Annotated in this window: 23 protein-coding genes and 2 pseudogenes; 21 read left to right on the forward strand and 4 right to left on the reverse strand. The window is 55.6% G+C overall.

Annotation, left to right across the window (positions count from 1 at the left end; genetic code table 11):
* Nucleotides 1–618 (forward strand): annotated as a pseudogene (locus tag ACK8OE_RS17845) (hypothetical protein); the annotation flags it as partial.
* A 488-nt stretch (nucleotides 619–1,106) separates the two neighbouring features.
* Nucleotides 1,107–2,195 carry an IS110 family transposase gene (locus tag ACK8OE_RS17850; protein ID WP_410273687.1) on the forward strand — a complete coding sequence of 363 codons (1,089 nt, stop codon included), beginning with the start codon at nucleotides 1,107–1,109 and terminating at the stop codon, nucleotides 2,193–2,195.
* 628 nt (nucleotides 2,196–2,823) lie between these two features.
* On the opposite strand, the gene ACK8OE_RS17855 is transcribed toward ACK8OE_RS17850, so the two are convergent.
* From ACK8OE_RS17855 to ACK8OE_RS17865, 3 genes and pseudogenes are all read right to left on the reverse strand, one after another.
* Nucleotides 2,824–3,903: an IS5 family transposase gene (locus ACK8OE_RS17855; protein WP_410273688.1), complete on the reverse strand. Its 1,080-nt coding sequence runs from the start codon at nucleotides 3,901–3,903 to the stop codon at nucleotides 2,824–2,826.
* Between the two features lie 155 nt (nucleotides 3,904–4,058).
* Nucleotides 4,059–4,331: pseudogene (locus ACK8OE_RS17860) on the reverse strand (nucleotidyltransferase); the annotation flags it as partial.
* A gap of 41 nt (nucleotides 4,332–4,372) precedes the next feature.
* Complete coding sequence (locus ACK8OE_RS17865; RefSeq protein ID WP_410273689.1) at nucleotides 4,373–5,080, reverse strand: hypothetical protein; 708 nt, start codon at nucleotides 5,078–5,080, stop codon at nucleotides 4,373–4,375.
* A gap of 108 nt (nucleotides 5,081–5,188) precedes the next feature.
* Between ACK8OE_RS17865 and ACK8OE_RS17870 the strand changes: the two genes are divergently transcribed.
* The 18 genes from ACK8OE_RS17870 to ACK8OE_RS17955 all read left to right on the forward strand — a co-directional run bounded on the left by ACK8OE_RS17870 (nucleotide 5,189) and on the right by ACK8OE_RS17955 (nucleotide 22,929).
* The gene (locus tag ACK8OE_RS17870) at nucleotides 5,189–5,515 is read left to right on the forward strand and encodes a hypothetical protein (protein ID WP_410273690.1); all 327 of its coding nucleotides are present in this window, start codon (nucleotides 5,189–5,191) and stop codon (nucleotides 5,513–5,515) included.
* Nucleotides 5,512–6,066 carry a type II secretion system protein gene (locus ACK8OE_RS17875; protein WP_410273691.1) on the forward strand — a complete coding sequence of 185 codons (555 nt, stop codon included), beginning with the start codon at nucleotides 5,512–5,514 and terminating at the stop codon, nucleotides 6,064–6,066. The genes ACK8OE_RS17870 and ACK8OE_RS17875 overlap by 4 nt, the downstream gene beginning before the upstream one ends.
* Nucleotides 6,063–6,839 carry a hypothetical protein gene (locus ACK8OE_RS17880; RefSeq protein WP_410273692.1) on the forward strand — a complete coding sequence of 259 codons (777 nt, stop codon included), beginning with the start codon at nucleotides 6,063–6,065 and terminating at the stop codon, nucleotides 6,837–6,839. Before ACK8OE_RS17875 ends, ACK8OE_RS17880 begins: the two co-directional genes overlap by 4 nt.
* Nucleotides 6,836–7,354, forward strand: coding sequence for a GspMb/PilO family protein (locus ACK8OE_RS17885; RefSeq protein ID WP_410273693.1), 519 nt, complete (start codon nucleotides 6,836–6,838; stop codon nucleotides 7,352–7,354). The genes ACK8OE_RS17880 and ACK8OE_RS17885 overlap by 4 nt, the downstream gene beginning before the upstream one ends.
* Complete coding sequence (locus ACK8OE_RS17890; RefSeq protein ID WP_410273694.1) at nucleotides 7,345–7,803, forward strand: hypothetical protein; 459 nt, start codon at nucleotides 7,345–7,347, stop codon at nucleotides 7,801–7,803. The genes ACK8OE_RS17885 and ACK8OE_RS17890 overlap by 10 nt, the downstream gene beginning before the upstream one ends.
* A complete protein-coding gene (gspD, locus tag ACK8OE_RS17895; protein WP_410273695.1) occupies nucleotides 7,803–9,683 on the forward strand; it encodes a type II secretion system secretin GspD in 1,881 nt (626 codons plus the stop codon). The genes ACK8OE_RS17890 and gspD overlap by 1 nt, the downstream gene beginning before the upstream one ends.
* Before the next feature lie 16 nt (nucleotides 9,684–9,699).
* Nucleotides 9,700–10,314 (forward strand): hypothetical protein, encoded by a 615-nt coding sequence (locus ACK8OE_RS17900; RefSeq protein WP_410273696.1) that lies wholly within the window; start codon nucleotides 9,700–9,702, stop codon nucleotides 10,312–10,314.
* Nucleotides 10,302–10,730 (forward strand): type II secretion system major pseudopilin GspG, encoded by a 429-nt coding sequence (gspG, locus tag ACK8OE_RS17905; protein WP_410273697.1) that lies wholly within the window; start codon nucleotides 10,302–10,304, stop codon nucleotides 10,728–10,730. Before ACK8OE_RS17900 ends, gspG begins: the two co-directional genes overlap by 13 nt.
* Before the next feature lie 18 nt (nucleotides 10,731–10,748).
* Nucleotides 10,749–11,546: a prepilin peptidase gene (locus ACK8OE_RS17910; protein ID WP_410273698.1), complete on the forward strand. Its 798-nt coding sequence runs from the start codon at nucleotides 10,749–10,751 to the stop codon at nucleotides 11,544–11,546.
* A gap of 37 nt (nucleotides 11,547–11,583) precedes the next feature.
* Nucleotides 11,584–12,645 (forward strand): RHS repeat domain-containing protein, encoded by a 1,062-nt coding sequence (locus tag ACK8OE_RS17915; RefSeq protein WP_410273699.1) that lies wholly within the window; start codon nucleotides 11,584–11,586, stop codon nucleotides 12,643–12,645.
* A gap of 4 nt (nucleotides 12,646–12,649) precedes the next feature.
* The gene (locus tag ACK8OE_RS17920; protein ID WP_410273700.1) at nucleotides 12,650–14,338 is read left to right on the forward strand and encodes a GspE/PulE family protein; all 1,689 of its coding nucleotides are present in this window, start codon (nucleotides 12,650–12,652) and stop codon (nucleotides 14,336–14,338) included.
* Between the two features lie 19 nt (nucleotides 14,339–14,357).
* The gene (locus ACK8OE_RS17925) at nucleotides 14,358–15,530 is read left to right on the forward strand and encodes a type II secretion system F family protein (protein ID WP_410273701.1); all 1,173 of its coding nucleotides are present in this window, start codon (nucleotides 14,358–14,360) and stop codon (nucleotides 15,528–15,530) included.
* Between the two features lie 303 nt (nucleotides 15,531–15,833).
* Complete coding sequence (locus tag ACK8OE_RS17930; RefSeq protein WP_410273702.1) at nucleotides 15,834–16,130, forward strand: hypothetical protein; 297 nt, start codon at nucleotides 15,834–15,836, stop codon at nucleotides 16,128–16,130.
* A gap of 968 nt (nucleotides 16,131–17,098) precedes the next feature.
* The gene (locus ACK8OE_RS17935) at nucleotides 17,099–17,395 is read left to right on the forward strand and encodes a hypothetical protein (RefSeq protein WP_410273703.1); all 297 of its coding nucleotides are present in this window, start codon (nucleotides 17,099–17,101) and stop codon (nucleotides 17,393–17,395) included.
* Nucleotides 17,396–17,533: 138 nt separating this feature from the next.
* Nucleotides 17,534–19,642 (forward strand): hypothetical protein, encoded by a 2,109-nt coding sequence (locus ACK8OE_RS17940; RefSeq protein WP_410273704.1) that lies wholly within the window; start codon nucleotides 17,534–17,536, stop codon nucleotides 19,640–19,642.
* A gap of 9 nt (nucleotides 19,643–19,651) precedes the next feature.
* Nucleotides 19,652–22,006 (forward strand): RHS repeat domain-containing protein, encoded by a 2,355-nt coding sequence (locus tag ACK8OE_RS17945; RefSeq protein ID WP_410273705.1) that lies wholly within the window; start codon nucleotides 19,652–19,654, stop codon nucleotides 22,004–22,006.
* The gene (locus ACK8OE_RS17950; RefSeq protein WP_410273706.1) at nucleotides 22,000–22,470 is read left to right on the forward strand and encodes a hypothetical protein; all 471 of its coding nucleotides are present in this window, start codon (nucleotides 22,000–22,002) and stop codon (nucleotides 22,468–22,470) included. Before ACK8OE_RS17945 ends, ACK8OE_RS17950 begins: the two co-directional genes overlap by 7 nt.
* Before the next feature lie 303 nt (nucleotides 22,471–22,773).
* Nucleotides 22,774–22,929 (forward strand): hypothetical protein, encoded by a 156-nt coding sequence (locus tag ACK8OE_RS17955; RefSeq protein ID WP_410273745.1) that lies wholly within the window; start codon nucleotides 22,774–22,776, stop codon nucleotides 22,927–22,929.
* 8 nt (nucleotides 22,930–22,937) lie between these two features.
* Here the strand turns inward: ACK8OE_RS17955 and ACK8OE_RS17960 are convergent, their stop codons facing one another.
* Nucleotides 22,938–23,507 (reverse strand): YecA family protein, encoded by a 570-nt coding sequence (locus ACK8OE_RS17960; protein WP_410273707.1) that lies wholly within the window; start codon nucleotides 23,505–23,507, stop codon nucleotides 22,938–22,940.
* A gap of 448 nt (nucleotides 23,508–23,955) precedes the next feature.
* On the opposite strand from ACK8OE_RS17960, the gene ACK8OE_RS17965 reads away from it, so the two are divergent.
* Nucleotides 23,956–24,150 carry a WGR domain-containing protein gene (locus ACK8OE_RS17965; protein ID WP_410273708.1) on the forward strand — a complete coding sequence of 65 codons (195 nt, stop codon included), beginning with the start codon at nucleotides 23,956–23,958 and terminating at the stop codon, nucleotides 24,148–24,150.
* Nucleotides 24,151–24,196: the final 46 nt, after the last annotated feature.

Genomic DNA, 24,196 nt, shown 5'->3' on the forward strand with positions numbered 1-24,196 from the left:
TTATATGGGTACGTCAAAGGGGACCCAATCAACGCAACGGATCCGACAGGACTTGCAAGTAACCCTTGGGGAAACGTTTCGGAGGCCACCGACGAAACTCGTAGAAAGCAACAAGAGTTTAAAAACTACGTCGATACAAAAGTTGCGCCAGAAACGAACAAGGCAATGGTCGCTTATGCGGCCGTGGTAACTGCGCCCGCTGGATGTCTCGCTGCCAAAGTTTCATGCGGCTCTGCTGCTGCGATATCGGGAATTGGTTCAGCAGCGGATCAGGTTAGAAAGGGGCAGCCGATTGACCCTGGAAAAGTCGCTGTGGACACGGTTAAGGGCGCTGCCGTTACTGGTAGTTCCGAGACCGGGGGCGCGGTTGGTGGCGTCTGGGGGAAGTTAGCCAACGTTGCCGGGCAAGTTGTTGGCGCAGTGGGTGCAGTAAAAGGTCAAGGAGGCAGTGACGTGGAAGCAGGAGGCGCTGCCGTAGGAGCTTTCTTCGGGGCGATTATACCAGGGAAAGCTGATGATGGCGCGCTGACGGCGGCGGGTCGCACGGCTGCAAGAAACGCAGTGAATGAGGGTGCTAACCGAACAACTAAGTGCTCGGCAGACAAGAATAATTGTTAACTTGGGGTCAGAAATGATTTTCAAAACGTTGATTGGCATGAAAACGGTAACAATAATTTTGTTACTGTATTTCATATATTCAATATTTCTTTATATATATGGAAATGGATTTGGTTCTATATATACGAATGGCTTTTTAATAAGATTTTTAATAGACTTGGCCCAAGTTACGTTAACTTGGGTTGCCATTTTTTTGATAGTTTTGCTATTTAAGAAGTTTGGAAAGACGGGAAAATGAACCCGAGACGGCCAAAATGCCTCGAAAAGCGAGGTTCCGAAGTGGGGGCCTCCAAGACCTGACTGTAGAATATATGATTCCGCCGAGACCGCTGAAGCTGAAGCACGGCAGCGAGTCACTTGGATGCGTGAAGGTGGCATTATACCGCCAATTAATAGTGCTGGGGTAATCGGCGGGGATGACCGCGCGGGAGCCCGAGATGGCGAAATCGAGTAAGGTGGGAAGCGTCAACCCCGGAAGGAGACGCGCCATGGACTATTTCTGCGGACTGGATATTGCGACAGAAACGACGGCTCTGTGCGTCGTGGACACCGAAGGTACGGTAGTGTGCCAGGCCTCGATAGCCACAGACCCAGAAGCCATTTACCGATGCCTCAAACCCTACCTGCGTAAACTCAAACGCGTGGGTCACGAGGCCGGGTCGTTGTCGCCCTGGCTGCATCCGGAGTTGCTGGCCAAGGGACTGCCGGCGGTCTGTCTGGAGACGCACCACGTGCGCAACGCCCTGAAGGCTCAGCGTAACAAAACCGACGCCACCGATGCCCTGGGTCTGGCCCATATCGTGCGGACCGGGTGGTACAGGTCCGCACACATCAAGTCAGAAAACGGCTATCGTCTGAAGTTGCTGCTGACCCAGCGCCGAAACCTCAAACGCAAGTTCCTCGATATCGAAAACACCATCCGGCATTCGCTTAAGGCCTTCGGTATCCGTCTCGGTGCTGTCGGCCGGGCCAGCTTCGACAATGCGGTGCGCCGCGCTGTCGCTGATGATGAGCTGACCGCCACGCTAATGGACGCTATGCTGACGGCCCGTGCCGCACTGTGGACCCAGTATACCAAGCTTCATGCCCTGGTCGTGCGCTTCGTCGCTCAGAACGAAGTCTGCTCACGCTTCATGGAAATCCCCGGCGTCGGCCCCGTCGCCGCCATGACCTTCATGACCGCGATCGACGATCCCTCGCGCTTCAAACGCTCGCGCGATGTCGCGGCCTACTTCGGACTGACCTCGAAACGCTGGCAATCGGGTTCCTCCATAGATATCCAGGGGCGTATCTCCAAGGCCGGGGATGCGGATGTCCGGCGCGCGCTCTACGAAGCCGCCTCCGCCATGCTCACCCGCTTCAAAGGCAAGGACAAAGTCAAATCCTGGGGGCAGGAGATCGCCAAACGCGGCTGCCACAACAAAGCCGCCGTCGCCGTCGCGCGCAAGCTGGCCGTCATCATGCACGCCATGTGGACCGATGGCACCTGCTATGTCGGAGATACCAGCGCCAGCGAAAGCGATCGCGCCGCGAAAGCCTCCGGGAAACGCAAACGCCTGCTCGGAAGCCTGGCTTAACCCGACGCCTCACTCCCACCACAGTTAGCTATGGAGCCCTTTTTGACATAGAGATCCGCCGCCCCGGCGGAGGATACGGATGCAGACCCTGGACACGGAACGTACGCTATCTTGCCTGTGGCCAACCCGATCGAAAGACCGCCGGACCACGCTCTTATGCTCGTAATGATACCCCGTGAACCCGACCTAAAGGTGCGCCGTGACGGACGCATCCCCGCCCGCATAAACGCCGAGGCCGGGGCCCTCATAACCGTCAACGAGCGCGGACACATGCACGGCGCATCCCGTATCAATCCCCTTCAGCCGCAAATCTCAAACCGTCGAAAACTGCCCAATGAACCCACAGGAGATCAACATGCGATTGCGAAGACCATTGCCGAATTCTGTCCTTGACTCAATCACGCCGATTACACAGGCAGGATAAAAAGGCGGAGAGGCTCTGGGGCTTGGTTCTGTGCGATAGTCTGTATTTTACAGATGGACACCCGCAAAAACCTCATGAATTGATGGCTGCATAACACGCTGTTCGGATGCGGCGGTGTTTCAGTGGGTCAAGATGCGCGTCTTTGGCGCTTTTATTGGTGTTTTGGGCCGTGTTTTGGCCATTTGTCCCTGAAACCGGGCAGACTCATCCCATGGCTCGCCTGCGTTCATGGAAGATCAGCCGGTTGAAGTTATAGGCCAGATTGGCCAGGGTGAGTTTGGCCTCAGCGCGCTTGAGGCCGATGGTGCGGATAAACAGGCCAAACCGGTTCTTCTGATGCGCAAAGACATGTTCGACATGGGCGCGGACCGAGGACTTGGCCGCATTGGCCCGTGCTATCGCCTTTGGCATGACTTTGCCTTTAGGCTTGCGCCGGTGGATACGGCTCGTCAGCATTTTGTCCGACAGCCACTTCTCGTTGCTGCGTGACCGGTACGCGCTGTCGGCCCAGACGTCGCCACTGGTATTGTCGGTCGTGACCACACGCTTCAGCAGACGTCCGTCCGCCTCTGTGGCCGACGTCACGGCCATTGACCGGATAAAGCCAAAACGCCGGTCGATGCTGATATGCGACTTATAGCCGAAGACGGGCACCGCAATCATCGGCAGGGGCGTGCCGTCCTCCCGGTAGCGGACCTTACCACCCACCTTGAGCGTCCAGCGCGCGTCTGTGTCCTTTTGCGCGGCCTTGTTCGGCTCATCCGGCCAGATCTCCTGCGCGCTCTTTCCAGATTTGATCGCGTCCCGCTCACTTTCGGTGTTGCGCTGCTTCGGTGCCGGCACCAGTGAGGCATCGACAATCTGGCCCGACATCGGGATGTAGCCCTTCTTATGCAGTTGCCAATCGAAGGCTTTCATCACCCGCTGAAGAGTGCCCGTCTCGGTCATGCGATTACGGAAATGCCGGATCGTGTTCTCATCTGGGGTGCGATCACCCAGCGACAGGCCCAGGAACCGCATCCAACTGAGCCGGTCCCGGATCATGAACTCCATCCGCGCGTCCGAGAGGTTATGTTGGGCCTGAAGGATCAGGGCCTTGAACATCATGACGGCATCGAACGGCGGACGTCCGCCCTTGCTGCCATCACCGTAGCCAAGACCCTCGACCAGCCACCCGCGGAAATACTCGAAGTCCACCGCCTTCTGCAAAACCACAAGCGGGTCGCCATCCTTGCTCAGGGCTTCAAGGTGATCGTTCAGGCTGAACAGAGACTTCGGGTCCATGACGTCGCTCCGGTGACGCTAGAAACCCAGTGAATCATCCTACCCCGCCAAACGCCAATGGTTTTTGCGGGTGTCCAGATGGTTATGCGGGTCTGACGAGAGGTGCGCGCTGCATGTGGTGAGGCGCGAACCCGGTATCCCGTTGTACTGTATGGCTAATTTGTGAGGTTTGCGGGATTTAAGCGCTCTGTGGCGACGGCGGCGACGGCGTCCTGCAAGAGCTTTACGCGCTCGGTGAGCCAGTCGAGTTCTTCATCGGTGACGGTGTAGTCGGCAGAGTATCGGGCCTCGACATAGGCGCGGCGCAGGCGGTCGAAGGCCTGACGGTGCAGTTTGGTCTCGGCGGGCCAGATGCCCTCGAGGCGGTCGTCCAGCGCCTCGGCCTGAGAGCGCAGCAGGGTGATGCGGTGGCTCTTGGGGCTCTGTGGGGCCAGCGCAACTGACTTTCAAATCTGTAAGGTCTCGATGTCTAAAGCTTGGGGAAATTTACTTCAATCCCCGACTGCCCATACGCCATCAGGTAAGGGCCACACTGAGACAGCGCTGTGATCGCTTGAGATTCTGATCTCAATGCCTTGTCGGTTAGTGGGATAGTTGGGTCGCGTTTGATTGCCGGAGGTTTTGCCAGATTGCCCAGCGGCGAGAATGTCACTTCCAGCGTCACAGGCTGAGTGTCCTTGTCAGCAATCCTCCGCCAGCACGGCTCAATAGCTTTCCAAAGGTCGTTAGGCGTTTTGCGGTCCCGGCCCTCGACCTTGACCATTGAGGTGGCCGCGTCGGTCTTGAGCCCAGTGGCGGTTTCCGCGCTCTTAGGGGTGAACACCTCTTCTCCCAGGGCTTGTGCCAATGAAGAGGCCTTGGGTTGGGACACCGTCAAGGCGACGGCGGTCTCGGCAGGCGTTGCCTCTGACATCGCCATGAATTTCTCCACCGCAGGTGTGAGGTTAGGCGTGTCCGGCGATAGCATGGGGGTTGTTGCCTCCATCAGGGAGACATCCATGGCGATCTCTGAGCCCTGCATCAGATCGCCTTCGCTACCGTCCATGCTGTCTAGTGGCAGGCCCTTTGAGGATGAGACGGCGAACACATAGAGCAGACCGAGATGCAGGCATACGGCCAGCAGCAGGCCGAATGCCTTTTGACCATTCTTTACCCGTGATGAGCCACCCTCAGACATGATGACTGAATACACCAATTTGTTGAGCGGGCAAAAGCCCTGAGTTATAGTTCGGGTATAAGGTGGGGTAGGGTGTTGCCGAAGAGATCAGACGACAACGGGTTTATCATGATCGACGCGGTGACGGGCGTGATGATTATCGCCCTCACAGCGGCTGTCGTACTGACCACCCTTGGCCTGTCGCGCAGCTATCGCCAGAGAGCCGAGACGGATCGGGCAGCGGCTACTGCGTTTTCCTACCTGATGGCGACGGTTCCTAAAGTGCCAGGCACGCAAAGGGGAGACGTGGCGGGGTTTCGTTATCAGGCGGATATATCCAAAGAACCGGTCGGGATTTTAACCTCTTGCCGTGTGACCCTGTCGCTAAAGTATGTGCGGTTTAAACGCAGTTACCGCCTGAGCGGTCTGCGTCCCTGTGAGGGGGCTTTGCCATGAGGTCAGGCAAAGACGACGGCTTTACGCTGACCGAGGCGGTTATCGCCCTGCTGGTCATAAGTCTCTCCCTTGCCGGCGTCCTGCAACTGGCGAGACTTTCAGCCAGAGACCAGAAACGAACGGTCGAACAGGTTGTCGAGGCCAAAGCGCACCGGGACGGTTTGCAACGCCTTCAGATGGAGTTAAACGCCGTAGAACCCCTCTACGCCGATCAGTTTTCAGCGACGCCGCAGGGGTTAGGTTGCCTTCCCGTTGCGCCGAAGCCGTGCGCGATAAAGCCTCCCAAGGGGTATCAGTTTCGCTATGTGGTGGCGGGTCAGGAAACACCACAGTGGCCCTTGTCTGCCACTTCGGATGAAACCGTGGGATATGCCACCAAAGAGCGATTAAACGCCTTGATTGTACTCGACAAAGAAGGCAGGGTGGCAGGTGCGATCGAGCTTAAAGTGGATCACCCCCCAGACTGTCAATTCGACATGATCTCCCGGGCGTGCCGCAGGCCGCAAGGTGGGGAAGCGCAAGCATCGCAGTCCGCGGGGGAGGGGCCTTGAACGCGCTCAATACACAGCCGGGTGAGATCAAGCCGTTTACGCGCGTGATTACGACGCCGTCGGCCCTCCCGTGGGATCAGGAAAAAGTCGCTCAGCTTGACGCGCGTCATACCTCGCCTATGGCGGGGATTAGCGGGGGCGGCCTGACGATTGTGGTCAAGCGGCTGAAGCCCTGGCGCCCAAGAGAGTCAGGGCGTTTTGCGGCGGTTTATCTAAAAGGCAATGTTCCACCTCAGGGCCTTTCGTTTACGGTCGATGTGCAGGGCCAGCCGGTAAAGGTGGAGATTGCCTCAAAGACAACACAGGCGGCTCAATTGCGCCAGCGGGCGTGGCTTGTGGGCACAGCCGTCGTTGTTCTACTGTCTCTGGTGCTCCAGATAGGGCTTGTCCTGAAACGCCGGGCGGAGGTCGAGGACCGGCTGGCGCAACTCCAGCCGCAGATCGAGCGGATGACGAAGCTGAGCGCGGGGCTGGTCAAGACCCGCCAGAATGCACAGGCGCTTTCTGAACTGGACCTTCAGGGCCGCGATGTTCAGGGCGCGGTGAACGCGTTGCGCACCGTGACGATCTCCCGCGACCCGTCGGCACGGATTGAGGCGTTCCACTGGGACCGTGGGGACTGGGCACTGGAGGTGCGGGGTAATGCTGTGCCTTTGAAGGCGGGCTCTGTGGACCTGCAAAAGGCCCCAAAACCCGCGCGGCGGGGTGTTTCGCTTTGGGTCTATAGCCAGCCGCGTGCGACCACGCCCGCATCTACGGAGCGGGTGCCATGATCAGCCTGACCTCGAAACCCAAAGGCCCTGCTTTTTCACTGAGCGACGTCTGGCCAGGCGGGCTGGCCGCCGTGGGGATGCTTGTCGTCTCTTTGAGCCTTTATGTGCTTAGCGTTCCCGGCGAAACCGAAGGGAAGCTGGCGACCATGGAGGCGCAGCTAAAGTCGCTTCAGGCCTCAGCACGGGCGCCGGGGGATGTTCAGGCCTTCCCGGCGGGGAGTGTCTGCGGCGGCAAGCTCTTTGCGGGGTATAAGGACCAACTGGGTCTGGCTCTGGGCGGCGGTGGCTTGGAGGTGACGGCTCTGGATATTGCCCCGCCGCAAGCGACAGATACCGGCACAATTCTTCAGGCTTATGCGGTGTCGATCAAAGCCAGCGGACCGTACGAGGCGATGGTCAATGGGCTCAATGGACTGTCTAAGTTCCGGCCGACACTGTTTCTGGACTCAGTCTCGGTACGCAATAAAACCGACGCGGTTGAACTCGAGCTCAAGGGGCGTGTCTTTTGCCGGTAGCCGATTGGGAAAAGGTAGGCATAGGGGCCGCTATTGCCGCGAGCCTTGGCGCGGTTGTGGTGTTCGTGGCTGATCCCGCCCGACCTGTAAATGCGCGTCTTGAGCTTATTCAGACGCAGATGAAGGCCTTGCCAAAGGCGGGGCCCATTGCCGCCGGTGCCACCCTCTCGGATGTATCGTTACTCGCTCAGCAACCCATCTTTGTTATGTCTACCGGGGCGAATGCCTACAAGGAAAAGACGGTCAAACTGATCGGAATCTCTATCTCACCGGGTCGTAAAGCCGCCCTCGTCTCCGTGGACGGCCAGCCCGCCGTGTGGATGGGTATCGGGGAAACCCAGGATGAACTGGTTCTGATTGAGGTCGGGTCCAATGCCGTGCGTTTTGACACCCCTGTGGGTGCGCGCACGATCAGTATCAATGAGCCCGCAGCGGGCGGGGCAGGATAATGCAATTGAATTGGATGAAAGCGACGGGCCTCGCCGTCTGTCTGGCAATGACGTCGGGGGTGATCGTCTCACCGGTCATGGCGCAAAACGCCGCGCAACCTCGCCCTGCGGCTTTTAGCTATAACTTCAAGGATGCCGATATTGCGCAGGTCGCTGAGGAGATTCTCGGCAACGGCCTTGGCGTCAATTACCGCATTGATCCGGGCGTCACGGGCAAGATGAGCTTCCGGATCGACCAGCGCTTGACAAAGCCGCAGTTGCTTGCAGCCTTCGAAGGGGCACTCAATGCCTATGATATGGCGATCGTGCGCGAAGGTGAGACGCTGGTGGTCAGACCCATTGCCAACGCCTCTGTGGGCGCGGCCATCAATGATGGGTCGAGCCGTCTGAGCCGTGTAGGCTATCAGGTGCGGGCGGTCCCGATTCAGTACGCCGCCGCTTCAGAAGTGGCCAAGGTGCTGGAAAGCCTGTCGCGCGAGAAGCTCGTCCTGTTCAGTTCGGACAAGCTATCGCTCATTCTTTTGGGCGGCACGGCGGATGAGATCGAAAGCGCCATGTCCTCGATCCGGCTTTTTGACCAGAGTACCCTGTCTGAAGCGCGCATCCGCTTCTTTTCGCTACGCAATGCCAGCGCGACCACGGTGGCAGGCGATCTTGAAAAGATGCTCAAGGCCTCAGGGACGGGTTCCGTAACGATCGCGCCGATGAAACGTCTCAACGGGATCTTCGCATTTTCGCGGTCCAAAGAGGTCCTCGATGAACTGAGCGGCTGGGTGACCCGTCTTGATGTGCCCTCGACCGATCAGGCTCTGAGTTTTCTGGTTTATCGCCCGAGAGGGGTGTCGGCCGAAGCCCTGGCTCGCACTCTCAATCAGCTTCTGGGCCTCAGCAGTGTGGCCAGCCGCGAAACCTCAACCAGCCGGGAAACACCGGCAGGAGAAAGCGCGACGACCGCCACCGCGTCAGAGGCAACAAACACCAATACGGACAGCAGTATTCGTATCGTCGCTGACAAGGAAACCAATACGGTGATTGTCAGCGCCCCGGAAGCGGAGCGGGTCCGCATTCAGAGCGTGCTCAACGAAGTGGATCGCGAGCCAGCGCAGGTGACGATCGAAGCCTCCATTGTCGAAGTGACGCTGAACAACGAGTTTAGCTTCGGGGTGGACTGGCAAACCATCAATGGCGCGCTCAGTATCTCGAACTACACGACCGACTCCACGAGCCTTGCCCCGCAGGCACCCGGATTTTCTGTCAACTATCTGAGGAGCGATATCAAGGCGGCTCTGAACGCGCTGAGTTCAAAATCCAAGGTCCGCATTGTCTCCGCGCCCAAGATGACGGCGCGTGAAAACGCCACCGCCTCGCTTCAGATCGGTGATCAGGTGCCGATCGTCAAACAGAACTCCCAATCGACCAATGGCGGCAATGCCCCCATCGTCTCGACTATCGATTACAGGGACACGGGCGTTACGCTGAAGGTGACCCCGCGGGTTCTGAACGACAACCGGGTGGCTATGGATGTCACGCAAGAGGTCAGTTCCGTGGCCCGTACCCAGACGTCCGGCATCGACTCACCTACGATCAAGCAACGCAAGTTGGAGAGCAGTCTCATTATCCCCGAAGGCACCGTCGTGGCGCTGGGCGGCCTGATCAGTTCGTCGGAAAGCGATAGCGAGGGCGGAGCGCCGCTTCTGAAAGACATTCCGGGTCTCGGCAACCTCTTCAAGCAGAGGGCCCGTAACAAGGACCGGACCGAACTGATCGTACTTATTCAGGTCACCATTCTCCGTGATCCCTCTGCGTTTAACCGTCAGTGGGAGGATTTCGGTGCGGATATTCGTGATCTGGCGGGGCGACGCCTTGCACCGGTCCAGTGAGGGGGGCTACGCCGCCATGACAGCCCTTATTTTGTGCGCGGCCTTAAGTGTCATATGTGCGGCGATACTCGCCCTGGCGCAACAGGATCGTAAGCGAGCCGAACGCGAACTGGTTCGCGTCGAAATAGACATCGCCATGGATGAAGCCCTTACCCGCGCCGCTGCGGAGGTGATAGCGTCAGAGGGTGAGTATGCGCTATCTCGTGATTACACGCTGGGTGGACGTGCGGTTCAGGTAGTCGCTGAGAACGAAGCCTACAAGTGGCCATTGGATAAGGTGTCTGACGTCTCAGAGGTGACGCTGGCGCATAGCACCAAGGCGGTGACTTCGAACGACCTCAAGACCGTAAAGGACGGGCGAACCGAGCCTCGGTTTCGATGGCCGGTCAATGACTGCTTCCGTCAACTGGCGTCTCCCTTTGGCTTTGGCCCGACAGACAAGGACCGACCCAGTCGCGTCAGTGGCTTTGCGAATGCCGCCAAAGACGGTCAGATCTGGCGCCTGCGGGCCGTTTTGGGTCAGCAGGTCCGTGAGCAACTCATCCGTTTTACCGGTGACCCTGGGAGGCCTTTTGCGGTCATACTCAATGACACCTACACCTTAAGGGAGATGCCGTCATGCGTCCTGTAAGAGATACGGAAGCCGACGCCGGCTACACCCTGACTGAAATGCTGGTGGTCATTCTCATTATCTCGTTGATCGCGGCGGTCCTGACGCCTTCATTGCTTGGCCAGTTGTCTCGCTCTCGCGCCAAGACGGCGGCGCTTCAGATCGATACGACGACGGCTGCCCTGGAAAACTACCGTGAGGACATGGGGCAATATCCGTCGTCGTCCGAGGGTTTGACGGCACTCGTCTCAGCGCCAGCCGAAGGGGCGTGGCTGGGGCCTTATCTGAAGGACAAGAAATCTCTCAATGATCCGTGGGGGCGACCGCTCGTGTACGCGTTGAACGCCGACGGCGTTGCTACGGTCACGTCTCTTGGGGCTGATGGAAAAGAGGGTGGCAAGGGCGTCGATCAGGATATCATTGGCACAGTCCGTTGACGAAGGGCAGACCCTCACATGAGCGCCTTCTCGCCAAACCACGTCCTCCCCGATATCCCGGCGCCATGTCTTGCGGCGATGGGTGCGCTCGTGGGCCTCGTTATCGGCTCGTTCGTGACGAATACAGCCGTTCGTTCAACGCGCGGTGAGACGAATCTGTTCGGGCGGTCCGTCTGCGACCACTGTCGCACACCGCTTCGTTGGAACCAAACCATCCCCTTGGTGTCGTTTCTGAGTCAGGGCGGACGCTGCCGGACGTGCAGGGCTCAGATTGAACCGATCCACCTTTGGGGCGAGCTAGCGGGCGCCGTTGTGCTGAGTTCAACTGCATCTCTCTTGCCACTTCCCCAGGCGCTTGCGGTCGCGGTTTTGGGATTTGTGTTACTCGCGCTCAGCCTTATCGATATCCAGACGTTCCGGCTGCCGAACTCAATTGTGTTCACCGTGGCAGTTTTTTGCGCGATGCTGGCCTTCTTTAACGGTAGAGCCATTGTGGGCAGCATATCGGCCCTCGTCGTTTGGGGCCTGCTAACCTGCGTGCAGATCATACTTCACCGGCGTCTGGCGCAGCGCGTACTTGGTGGTGGTGATATTAAACTGTGCTCAGCACTCGCCCTATGGACGGGACTAGGGATTGTGTACATCCTGCTTTTGGCTTCCGCGACGGCTTTAGCTGTTATGTTGCTAACCCGGCAGCGTGGGCGCATCGCCTTCGGTCCCTATCTCTGTGGTGCGGGTTTTATGATGGGTATGTGCGTGGAAAGTCCGCAAGTACACGATATGCTGCCCTACGTGGCGGACATTCTGATTTGGTGATTTCTGTTATTTTTAGGCTGATTTTCTGGGGGGCTATATGTCAATATTTAAGATCACGAGAAGCCAAGGGGTTGTTCTTGTAGGGTTTTTCCTTTCCATAATTATCGGATCGTTCGGCGGGGCTTTTGCGCAGTCTCGAAGCGAATATGAATACGACGCACTAGGACGTCTGGTATCCGTTCGGCAAACAAATGGCAGCTATGCGGAATATGCCTACGACGCTGCGGGCAACAGAGTTATGAAGAAGGTTTTCCGGGTAGATCAGTTTCTCAGAGCCTGGGAGGCTGAAGACCTTCCACATGTCGTTGGATTTTCTGACGATGATGGCTGGGGAGCCAATATAAATACCGCCCAAACCTTTATGACCTATGGTCCCTATGCGACGGATATCCCGACAGGCAAGCAGGTCGCCGTTTGGCGAATGATGATAGATAACAACAGTGCCGATAATCTGGAGGTAGCGTACCTTGACGTCTATGACGCCACCACATCCGAATGGTTGGCGTCTCGCAGCATCACGCGAAAAGAGTTCGTATCCAACTGGACATATCAGGATTTCTACCTCCCCTTCTTTCTGGACCAAACAAGAGCGGGGCATGCCATAGAGATACGCACCGCCCACAAAGCGAAAGCCCATCTGCGGGTAGACAGATTGGGTCTGGCGACTTCAGTGGTGACTGGAGAGGAACTGGCATCCGGATGGATCAATACCAATGAAGCGGAGAATTTACCGCACGCGACAGGATTTGCGGATGTTCAAAGCTGGGCAGCTAACATCTACACCACCCCCGGCCATATGACGTACGGACCTTATCTTGTGCTTCAGGAAGGCGCGAGAACCGCTGTGTGGCGCATGTCGATAGACAATAATGCGGCAAATAATCGAGGTATCGTTAAGTTGGAAGTTTATGACGCTACGGCGGGCGAGATCATAACCCAGGTAACGCTCTTTCGTACCGCGTGGCAAAGTGTCTGGAACTATGAATATTTCGGGTTGCCTTTTAACGTGCCGCTATCTCGTGCTGGACATCAGTTCGAGTTTCGGACGTGGTTTTATGGTTATGCTCATGTTCGGGTTGATAAAGTTGGGTTGAAGTAACCTTATGAATTCTTTCATTGATGCATCAGCCATTGATACCTTCCTGAGAGATGACGTAATTGATTTCCTGATCAATGCGGGCAAGCTTTCTGACGAAGCCGTAGCGCGGGCGGGGGCGGTTGCAAGCCGATCTGGCCAGCCGGTCGAGCTTGTGCTCAACCAACTCGGTCAGTTGTCGGACGACGATCTTGCCGAGGCCTATTCGGCGGTCACGGGGTATCGGGTCTGGGACGCACAAACGCAACCGGCCGAGGTAGAACCCGAAACACTCGGCCTCGGGCCTGAGTTTCTGCGCAAGGTCAAGGCTGTGCCTCTTCGCCTTGAGGAAGATGTTCTCGTCTGCGCGGTTTGTGACCCATTTGACGCTGAGATGCGCGCGGGATTGGGGTTTGCCACCGGAAGGGAACTGCGCTTTCTGATCGCGCGGGTGATGGACTGGCGAACCGCTTTTGATGTGCGGGCGGAAGCGCCGTCACCAGAGTTCGATGAACGTCGTATAGAACGCGATCTGGCCTTGGTGGAAGACGCCAGTGTCGAAGGCCAGGCTGTAGAACTCGTAAATACGGCCTTTGCGGCCGCTGTCGATCGCGGGGCCTCGGACATCCATTTTGAGCCGCGGAGGCATGACCTGTTGATACGTCTGCGTGTCGATGGCCATCTGATTGATCTGATGACCGCTTCCAGCGACCTCTCTGCGCCGGTCGTCTCGCGCATCAAGGTGCTTTCGAACCTCAATGTGGGTGAGCGGCGTCTGCCTCAGGACGGACGGGCTTCTTTCGTCAATGCCGGCCGTGCGGTAGATGTGCGGGTTGCGACCGCGCCCACCGTGTTTGGTGAAGCCGCCGTTTTGCGCCTTCTGGACCGGGCGCAGGCGCCTCAGGATATTACCTCCCTTGCCCTGCCAGAAACTGTCACGGCGCTTCTTGAACGCGCCGTACGAACCCCGCATGGGCTGTTTCTGGTCACCGGTCCTACGGGTTCGGGTAAGACGACGACGCTTTATGCTCTTCTGGACGCCCTCAAGGGTTCCGGAAAGAAAATCCTCAGCGTCGAAGACCCCGTCGAGCGCCATTTTGAACATGTCTCGCAAACCCAGGTTCAGAGCCAGATCGGTCTGACCTTCGCCGCGTGCCTCCGGTCTTTCCTCCGCCACGATCCGGACGTCATCCTTGTGGGTGAAATCCGTGACGCGGAAACCGCGGCCGTGGCGGTTCAGGCGGCCATGACGGGGCACCTGGTGCTGGCTTCCGTGCACGCCAATACGGCACTGGCCGTTGCCCCGCGTTTGAATGATATGGGGGTCGAGCCCTATCAACTCGCCGCCTCGTTAAAAGGCGTAATGGCGCAGCGCCTGGTGCGCCGATTGTGTCCGGCCTGCAAAACGGAAGACGAGCCGTCTGAGGCCCTCCTTGCCTATGCCGAACGTCTGGGACGGCAAGTCCCGGAGCAGGTATTCCGGCCTGTCGGCTGCCCGCGTTGCCGGGGACAGGGGTACAGCGGGCGTTTGGTCTTGGCTGAAGGTATCTGGGCCGATGATCCCTTCCTCGCCCGGGTGGGCGAAGGTGCCAGCCTGGATGTCCTGAAAACCTACGGGCGGACGCTTGGCCTGCGCACCATGACGGATGAAGGGTTTGATCTGATCTGTCAGGGTGAAACGACGCTTGAAGACGTGCTGACGGTGACAGATGACTAGCCGGTATCGCTACAGGGCTATGAACCTCTCTGGGCGCGTCGAGAAGGGCATGATCGACGCCCGCGATGAAGCCGATGCGTTTGCCAGATTACGGGCGCAGCACCTTCAGCCCCTGAAACTCGCACCTCACGCGGCGGCAAAGTCATTGACAGGCAGCGGGTTTCTCTCGCTCTTCCGCAATAACCCCGCTGATCTGGAAGCACTGCTGACCAACCTCAGCGTGCTCCTGCGCGCAGGGGCGGATATCCGCACCGCTCTGGGCATTCTGGATGACGAAGGCAAGGGGCTGAAGGCTGCTGCGGGCAAGATTCTCAGCGGATCGACGATTGATGCGGCCCTTACCCCTTTATTCCCGGCAGGGCAGGCACATCTCGGCGCATTGATCGCGGCGGGCGAGGCGAGGGGAGATTTGCCCTCAGGCCTGGAGGCCGCCGCAAAGGTATTGGCGGCCCGGCGCCTCATACGGCAACAACTGATTGAAGCGCTGAGTTACCCGGCCTTTGTTTTTGTCACAGCGGTGGCCGCTCTGACCGTTATTCTGCTTGTTGTAGTGCCGGCCATTGCGCCGCTTCTTGATGAGACCGGACAGTCCGTACCGGTGTATTTTCAGATAATCGTCTGGCTGAGCGAGGCCTTGCAATGGGGCTGGGGGTATCTGTCTATAACCCTGCTTCTCCTCTGCCTTGGCACCCTTCTGGCCTACCGTTACGGGGGGCTAAAACGCTTAGCGGATCAGTGGTGGCTGGATGGGCCAATGGGGACCATCGTCCGAGGGCTCGTCTATGGCGGCTTTGCACGGGGCTTGGGCGACGCACTGTCAGGCGGGGCCGCGATAACCGAAGCCATTCGGCTCAGCCAGCGAAGCGTGGGCTCTGAGGTCGCCCGACAGCGGATTGACGCTGTCGTTCAGGCTGTCCGTCAGGGCCGCCGGCTGAGTGAGGCTCTGCGACAGGTGCCGGGGTTTCCGAAAGGCGTTCTCAAACTCTGCGAGGTTGGCGAAACCTCTGGTCAGCTGGGGCCCATGCTGGCTCGCGCCGGTGAGCGTAGCGAAACAGAAGCCTTATCCCAAATATCCAAACTCTCCAAAATCCTGGGGCCGGTGCTTATCCTTGGTCTGGGTCTGATGATCGGTGCACTGATGGGCGGCGTGCTGACGGCACTCACTCAGATAGGGAGTGTGGCGGGCGCTTAGTGAGGTTTCTCTTTGACTCTTTAAACCTCAATTCACCTTGTGAAGCGCGGTCTTTATTATACGCAGAAATTTTTGAGAGATATCTTTCAATAGTGCTCAGAATTTCGCGGTCGCAGGGTGATCGTGTGTAAAATTCCCGGATGAATGGAAAAATCGGATTGCATTTTCTCCGATCTGATACATATTGCTCGGTAAGGAAGAATTACAGGGGGCGATATGTTATTCGCAGGGGGAACTCCAAATAGCCCGACTAAGTTAAAATCTGTGCGATCGAGAGCTGCCTTTCCGATCGTTGTGAGTGTTATGGTTCTGGCCTTTGGCTGGACGACATCGACGCTTGCACAGGACGCTAACGCTGTGGTTTCAGCGAAAAAGCCAAAACCGGGTGTCTCTTTTTCTGCCCGCTTCAATCAGGTTGATACCAATAAGGACGGCGTTGTCAGCAAAGCTGAATTTAAAGGGAAGCCGGAACTTTTTGATGTAGTTGATGCGGATAAGAACGGCTTTTTGACGCGGGCGGAACTGGCTTCATTCGCGAAGTCACGCACAAAGGTGACTGCCAGTGGGGAATCGAAAGTTCTTCCCAGGGCAGGGAGCTAGCGCTCGATTTTATAAATCAAGACTCCAACTCGAGTTCTACATTCAAAACCTCTCTATCCCCGCGGGGAAAAATTAAACATCCCAACAAAAACAGTCTCCGATCCTGAGGACGGTAGTATTTGTGGCATATAGAGGTAACATGTAACCGTTTTTGGTAAATCGACCCGTGGAGTGGGGAAATTGCCGAGAAGAATATACCTACCTCGTTGGGGAAACGAGCCGGCCAACTTCAAGTGTAAGCGTTGGCTTTGCTGCAACTGTAAGCGTTTCCTGAGGGCGCCATTGCCTCGGGTATTGTTCCATGAGTTTATCTGTTGTGCCAACCACAGGGGCGGGTATGAAAAGGCAGGAAAAAGTAGAAACTGGACTTCTACTCAACCAAGTTACGGAGATGTGCAAATTATTTTTGCCCACTAAGAGATTGCTTCGACGCTTCGGCTTAACGTCGGTGCTGATTGCAAGTGTTACCACGGCTTGGGCTGGCGACGTCATCTTTCAATACGACTCGTTGGGACGCGTGACGCAAATCGTACACGGAGATGGATCGTCTACCGTGTATCAGTACGATAAGGCGGGTAACCGAATTCAAGTTAACCGGTTTACCCCTCCGACAGGGGGCGTTGTGACAATAAATGTCACGAGCGCAGCTAATCTTCGTGCCTTGGCGAATGCATCCGGGTATTCGGGCGTAAGCGGTGTGAGTTACCAGTTCGTCGTTCCTGCCGGAGTCACCATAACGGGGCCTTCCGGCCTATACACATCCATGTACGCCGCGAATAGCGGTGGGACAGCCATTGAAACCGGGAACTGGCCGGCAGGGGTGAATCTGACCTTGGTTGTGAACGGCAATGTCTACGGCGGTGGCGGAGATGGCAGCGCCGGCAGTTGCTACGGATCACAGATGGTTCAGAATGCCGGTTCTGGCGGCCACGGAATCAATGTGTCCGCGCCTATAACCATCACGGTAAATGGAACTGTCGCTGGCGGCGGCGGAGGCGGCGGGGGGGCAAACGCCGTTCAAGACGGCATCTATTGGTACTGCGGCGGCGGCGGCGGCGGCGGCGCCCCCAATGGCGCGGGTACCGGAGGAACACCGTACAATGGAAACGCCGGTTCACTCTCCGGAGGTGGTGATGGTGGTATGGGGGATGACTGGTGGTTTGGTTGGACTGTGGGTGGTCGCGGTGGCGACGTCGGCCAAGACGGTGAAGCTTCCGGCGGCGCATATGGCGGGGGAAGCGGCGGTGCAGCCGGTGAAAGTATAAAGAATAATGGGCAGTCCGTAACGGTGAATGGGCCCGGACAGTACTAGCTATAAAAGATAATTCGACATGTGTCGCAATGGATGAGATTGCAGGTGATCTATTTCTCAGCAATAGATCCTAAATATACGAAGGGTTTTTATGAAAACTTTTGCATTTTGGTTGATTAGCTCGACATCTGCTCTGGCCTTCGGCATTGCAAATGCGCAAGTGTCTTTAGGTCAAATACCCGTAATCGAATTGGCACCTGATTATCAAGGTGTAGATGCGAATTCTGGAGGTTATACGTCCAAATTTCCATTTTCTCTTGGTTCCCCGGCAAGCAGCCGCTTGCAACTTACCCCTTCCTTTAATAGCCGGAAGCTTACGAATAACCTGATCGCCCATTTGAGCGATGAAACATTCGTTTATTTTGGGCAGGACCACACCACGCGGGACATTACTGTCGTCTACAATGGCAAGGCACGTTTTTATAGTTGTGTGGGCGTGGGTGCCTGCACACAGACAAATTTTAATGACGGCGTCATTCTAACCCGCCTCACTATGCGCAATTCGACTGCATCACCGTATGGCGACGATTCATATCAACTTAGGGATAAAGACGGTACAATCGTATCATTTTTTACGCCAGCATATTCACCCTTACCTCCGTGCTACGACGCCAGTTCCGACTGCAATGCGGCTTGGTACAACGCTTATGCATTTGCTTCGGAGGTAAAATTTCCAAACGGAGAAAAGCTGACGTACGAACCGACCGCTTTCCAAGAATGGGATGAGACTAACAGGCTTTCCGTAAAGGTTCGCAGCAATCTTGGTTATGCGATAAAGTTCGCCTACGCGTGGCCAGCGGGCTCGCCATATTCAACGGTGCCGGGGTCACTCTGGCTCAGAAACTATGTCGGCGACGACCCCGATCTAAAACTGACATACCTCGGGCCAAATGGAGCTTTAGGCAGCATTAAAACGGTCAGGACTAAACAAAACTCCCAAATGGTATCGGCTCAAACTACCGATCATATTGGCCGTTCGTTTGGCCTGAATTTCGAAACAAAGTCGGTTACTTTGTGCTCTCCAGGAGGGTTTCCCGCTTCCCATACTATGGTGAATAAAGTCACCACACCAGCGAACAGAATTATAAATATCACTTATAATCCTGTGATGAATGCGATGTCAGCTATGTGGGAGGTAACTTCGGTTAGCAAGGGCGGCCGAACATGGAACTACACTCGGCAAGATCCAAACCGCGCAGGACTTACCGTCACGGATCCCTTAGGAGGGAAGAAGACCACAGGATCATTAAGCGAAGCTATTGTTATGCCTGGACCGGGTACAGGTTGCTTTCAGCCAAATGTCCCAACATACACGTTGTATGTCATTGATGAGATTAACCGGCAAACCGCGGTCGGCTACAACATGGTTAGTATGTCTCCCTCATCTCTAACTTTACCGGAGAACAACGGATATAGGTATGTCCATGACGGTCGAAACAACATTACTGGAGTTTACAGAAAGACCAAGTCAGCTTCTGAAAACCTGCACATGGAACTAGGGTATGATGCCATTTGCAGCCACCCTTTAACCTGCAATAATCCAAATTGGATTCGCGATGCCAAAGGATTGCAAACCGACTATACATATTACTCGGAACATGGAGGCGTCAAGACTGTGACGGCTCCTGCCAATCAAAATGGCTTATATCTTAGAATATACAGCTTTTACGAAGCTTTCGATACTGGCGACGGCATTATATACCGCAAAATTCGCACCGAGGTTTGTGGACTTAACTCGGCGCAATTGACACTCTCCGCATGCCCAAGTCAACCGTCTACTCAAGTGACACTGACGACTTATTGGCAAAAAACCTTCCTACCTCAAGTGGTTACCATCACTGATGGTGCTGGAAGTGATTCGGCAACTACCATCTATGGCTATGATGATCGTGGTCTAGTGACCAGCACAAATGGCCCGCGAACCGACGTTGATGACATAAGTTATACTACTTATGATTCCGTGGGGCGGCCCATTTTTGATATATCGGCTGATCCCGATGGATCCTGCCAGAGCAATGGTCAAGGATGCTTAAAGCGTCAGGTGGTAAAACACTACTATAACGATGATAATCAAGAGACGAGAACAGAGACAGGCGTCGGAAATTCCATAGACGGATCTGACTTTACATGGCTTACCGCAAAAAACATGTACTTCGATAGCGAAGGACAACTGACCAAAACCGAAGTTGTTGTGCCCTAGGAGGTAAACATGAAAACGCGCCTCGCTTTGTCGTCCGCTTCGTTCGCAGGCATTGTAGCAAGTTTTTCATCGATGGCGTTTGCAGAGACGATCGTATCTGTAACGCAGATAAGTTATGACGCAGCCGGTCGGCCTGAGTGTTCGGCCGTCCGCATGAATCAGAGCCAGTTCGCATCCGGCCTGCCAACCAGTGCGTGTGCGTTAGGCGCGCAAGGGGCACACGGACCAGATCGGATTACCAAGACTGTCCTTGATGCGGCAGGCCAAACCATTCAGGTGGTGCAGGGAGTTGGGACGACTGAGCAACGGGTCTATTCCACCTTTAGCTATTCCGGTAACGGCAAAGTATTGGATTCGGTTGACGCGAACGGCAACCGATCGTTGCTGGAATATGACGCCTACGACCGCCTGACAAAGCTGAGTTACCCCTCCACCTTGCGTCCTTCAAGCTTTAACCCCTCAAATCAGGCTACCGCGCTGGCGACTGCGGGAGCGGCTGCAACATCTTCAGATTATGAGACTTATACGTATGACTTGAACGACAATCGCACGGATTGGCGTCGACGCAGCGGCGAAGTCATTCACTACGACTACGACAATTTGAATCGTGAAATCATAAGTTACGACGTTAACACTGATCTGATCCCGAATCTTTACACAACCTACGACGCTAACGGTCAGGTCCTCAAGAAGCGCTTCCACGGTTGGGATGGGCCAGGTGTAACCTACACGTACGATGGTCTTGGCCGCACAAAGACGGTCACAGACATGCATGGCCGCACATTGACCTATGGCTATAATCAATCCTCAGCTCGCAATGGTATGGTCTTCCCGGATGGCAAGAACCAATATTACGGTTATGATGCGCTGAACCGAATGACTTATACCGATGTCAGCTCCAGTGGCATCGCTTTGTGGCAGAGGTATGATGATCTCGGTCGCGTCGCTAGCCACGAGAGAGCCAATAACACTCAGACCGGCTTTAGCTACGACAACCTTGGCCGCCTTACGGCCCTTAATTACCACTTCCCGGATAATTCAAAGAATGTCTACTGGGGCTACGCCCACAACGCGGCGTCTCAGATCGTTTCGCTGACTTCGGGCAACACCGAGCAGTATGAATATCGTGAAACACAGTCTAATATCGATAACCGGACATTCGACGGTCTGAACCGCGATGCAACTATAGCCGCTTTGCCCAACGGCTACGACGCTCGCGGCAACATGACCAATGACGGCAGGTCGATGAGCTACGACCTCTATAATCGTTTGCTAAGTGTCGCGACACCTGCCGGGGTCAATTTGCAAATGACTTATGACCCTGAAGGGCGTCTGGCCAGTTACACGCTTAATAACGCGACCACGACCTTCCTGTACGATGGCGTAGATCTGATAGCCGAGTACGACAGTAGCGGCATCATGCAAAAGCGCTATCTCCATGGCATCGGAACCGACGATCCTTGGGCACAGAGCACGGGCTCAGACGTCGGCCCCGCAACGACGCAATACCTCCACCCGAATTACCAGGGCTCAATCTTTGCTCTAACCGATGGTGTCAACGGCACCGTGACGGAATCATTCAAATATGGTCCTTACGGTGAACCAAAAAACTCAGTCGGCGTTACTACCTTCTCAGGAGGCACTCGATTCCGATACACGGGGCAAATTGTTCTCCCGGGCGTCGAACTCTACTATTATAAAGCCCGTGTCTACGACCCAAAATATGGGCGCTTTCTACAGACCGACCCTATCGGATCAAAAGACGATCTGAACCTCTACGCATATGTAAAAGGTGACCCCATCAATAATGTCGACCCGACAGGCCTAAAATGTGAGCCAACGGGAAACCCACAAACACCATTCGAATGTCGGATCGACTTCGTCTTAGAGAAGGATAAAGATGGGAAGGTCGTCCAGCGTGCTGCGACGGAAGCAGATCAGAAAACATACAAAAACTTCAATAAAGCCTACACGAATGCCGTCAATGAAATGTATAGAAACCCCGATAGAGTGGCTAAAATCACTGCCGGCGGCAAGACTTTCACAATAACAGCAAAAGAAAATGCAGATGAACTGATCAAGCGGCGTATGGTTGCCGATCCTCAGAATTATGTTCAATTCAAAGATAAAAAGGGCAATCCCACAAGTGGGGGCGTGACCGGTGTCAGTGGGCGTGACACTACATATGCTGGATCTGGAATGTTGGGCGGTTCGACCGAATATATGCTCATTGCGGTCGCACACGAAGGAATTCATGCATCCACGTCAGAGCGCAAAGCATACTTTCCACTTATATGGCCGGATGACCACAATTCAGCATACAATGCCGCCGCAAAATGCCATCTTGGAGTGGGTTCATGTTGAATAAATTTGCCTTTTTCATTGCCTTTATGGCAACGCAAGCGCACGCAAACGAATTGGCGATTTACGAATCCAACGGTACTACAGTTGCGGTGAGGTGGGAAACGCAACAAGCCATTCAGGTGCCTACCGGGCTGAGTCGAAGTGCCATCAACGGCATGCTAAGTGATGAAGAGCCTAACATCAAAGTTGAGGATTCAGGAGCCTCCTGCCGAAACCAATTCTTAGAATACGATTTTGCCAGATGGAAATCCATTGGCGATTTCGAAATTGAAGACCTAGTATTTAAGAGGCGTTACGGCTCACCCAACTTGATTGAAGTCTATAGAGCTGGCGAACTCATCTACGAATATCTGTTGACACCAAAGCGAGGAGTGGTGCGGTTTTCTTATTACGAGGGGCCGGTAGCAAAATATGTGTTTAAATTAAAAGCAGGTCGAGGATTTCTGAGCCAGTGTAAGGGGTGACTCCCCTCTGCGCCCAGTGACGTGCTGATTTGCACGATAAAGCAAACCTTACTTGTAGAGCGACAATATTTTCGCGCCACCAACAGTATTACGGGGGATTGGGAGTGGAGAGATCGTGCATTTTGTCGATGACTGTAATTGCAGGGTAAGCATCCGGTGTGGACCGCATTGACTATTGCCTAACCCATCCTATTCACGGCGGGGGCAAAAAAGTGCAGCGGGTGTAGCGTAAAGCGTTGTTTTGGAATAGATTCTGGTTACCACACCTGACCTAAACCCAAGACACGCGGAGCCACACCCGCCATGGACCAGGATACCGATCTTCCATTCGATTTGCCAAGCGTTTCCCGCAAGAAAATCACGGCTGCCTTTGATGGCGGACGTATCAGTTCAGACGTAACTGTTGCGAGCGCCGCACCTTGGATAGTTGATTTTGGCGGGTTAAGCTCGCGCGCGTAAGGGCTGCGCTATGGGCGAGGCGCGTTTGGGTGGGGCGTTCCGAACCGCTTAAACTGGAAGATTTCTCGAAGCCGCGCCGCGTTTCCCGGGATATCTGCCCGGCAGTCATCAAGGATGCTGGGCTCGTCGATCGTGACCATTTTCCCCTTCAGTCTGACGGGCAGATGCATCAGGATCGGCATCATGAGGTAGCGGTGTGGACTGTTGGTCTTAAGGACATCGTTCCACAGTCGAGGGTTCATATCGACAGCAAGCATGAAGCCCGCACACCAGTCGTGGGCCGTTATCTGCGCCTTCGCGTCCGTCCTAAACACGGGCTTTAGACCCTGGTCGTCGCGCAGAGTATCGCTGATCCTGTTGTGCCAGCGCATGATTGCCTTAATGGCCGCAAACTCCGGCGTCCCCCCTGTATTGAAAGCGGCGGGTTCGATCCCAAGCAAGGGGCATATCCATTTCAAGGGATCCATAGATACGGGCCCCACAACGACGGACGTAATAAAGCCATCGATGATCGACAGGTTTTTGCCCCAGGCCGAAGGCCGCTGGCTCAGCCACTGAGCAAACTCTTCGTCCTCCATGGTCCGTTCCGGCGGGGCCTGGATGACCTTGGGTTTCGCTTTGGAAGGTCTGATCTGTAGATCGGCGTCCAAGCCGAGGCCTTCCAATCCAGCTTCAACCCTTTGATTTATAAAGGTCAACTTTCGACGCCCGGGGTCCCGATAAGCGCCGGACGAGGCCCAGCCATTTTACATGCCTCTATCAAGATCAATTGGTTACTGAAATCAACTGGGGTCCCACTTTGGACGCCGATCGACATCCAGACCATCCGGTCCTGAAACCACGACAGTTTTTCTGGCTGTAGCGACGGGCGGGTCGGCGCTGCGCTGGCTTGAAAAGCTACGCGCCTCCCCCGCCCGACTGACATCTCTATTCTGCACAAACCGCGACATTTCTAATCGGCCTAGACATTAACATCCCATTGATTTCGTTATAAAATATCACTCTCAACATAGCACCGAGAGTTCGATGTCGCCAAGAAAACTCCTCCGGATAGACCCATCACGAAACATGTCGCGGTTCTACGAGATCGACGTCCAGCCAGGTCTCTTCGGCGACGTCTCCGTCATGCGGCCCTGGGGTCGAATTGGTCAGTGCGGGCAATCGAGGGAATACTGGTTCGAGGACGAGACCGGCGCCCAGAAAGCCTCGGACTCAATATGACGGATTAGGGTTGATTTCAGTCTGAGTATCGATGCACTCCTTTCTT

Origin of the sequence: Asticcacaulis sp. W401b (assembly GCF_046503825.1) — a bacterium.
GTDB lineage: Bacteria > Pseudomonadota > Alphaproteobacteria > Caulobacterales > Caulobacteraceae > Asticcacaulis.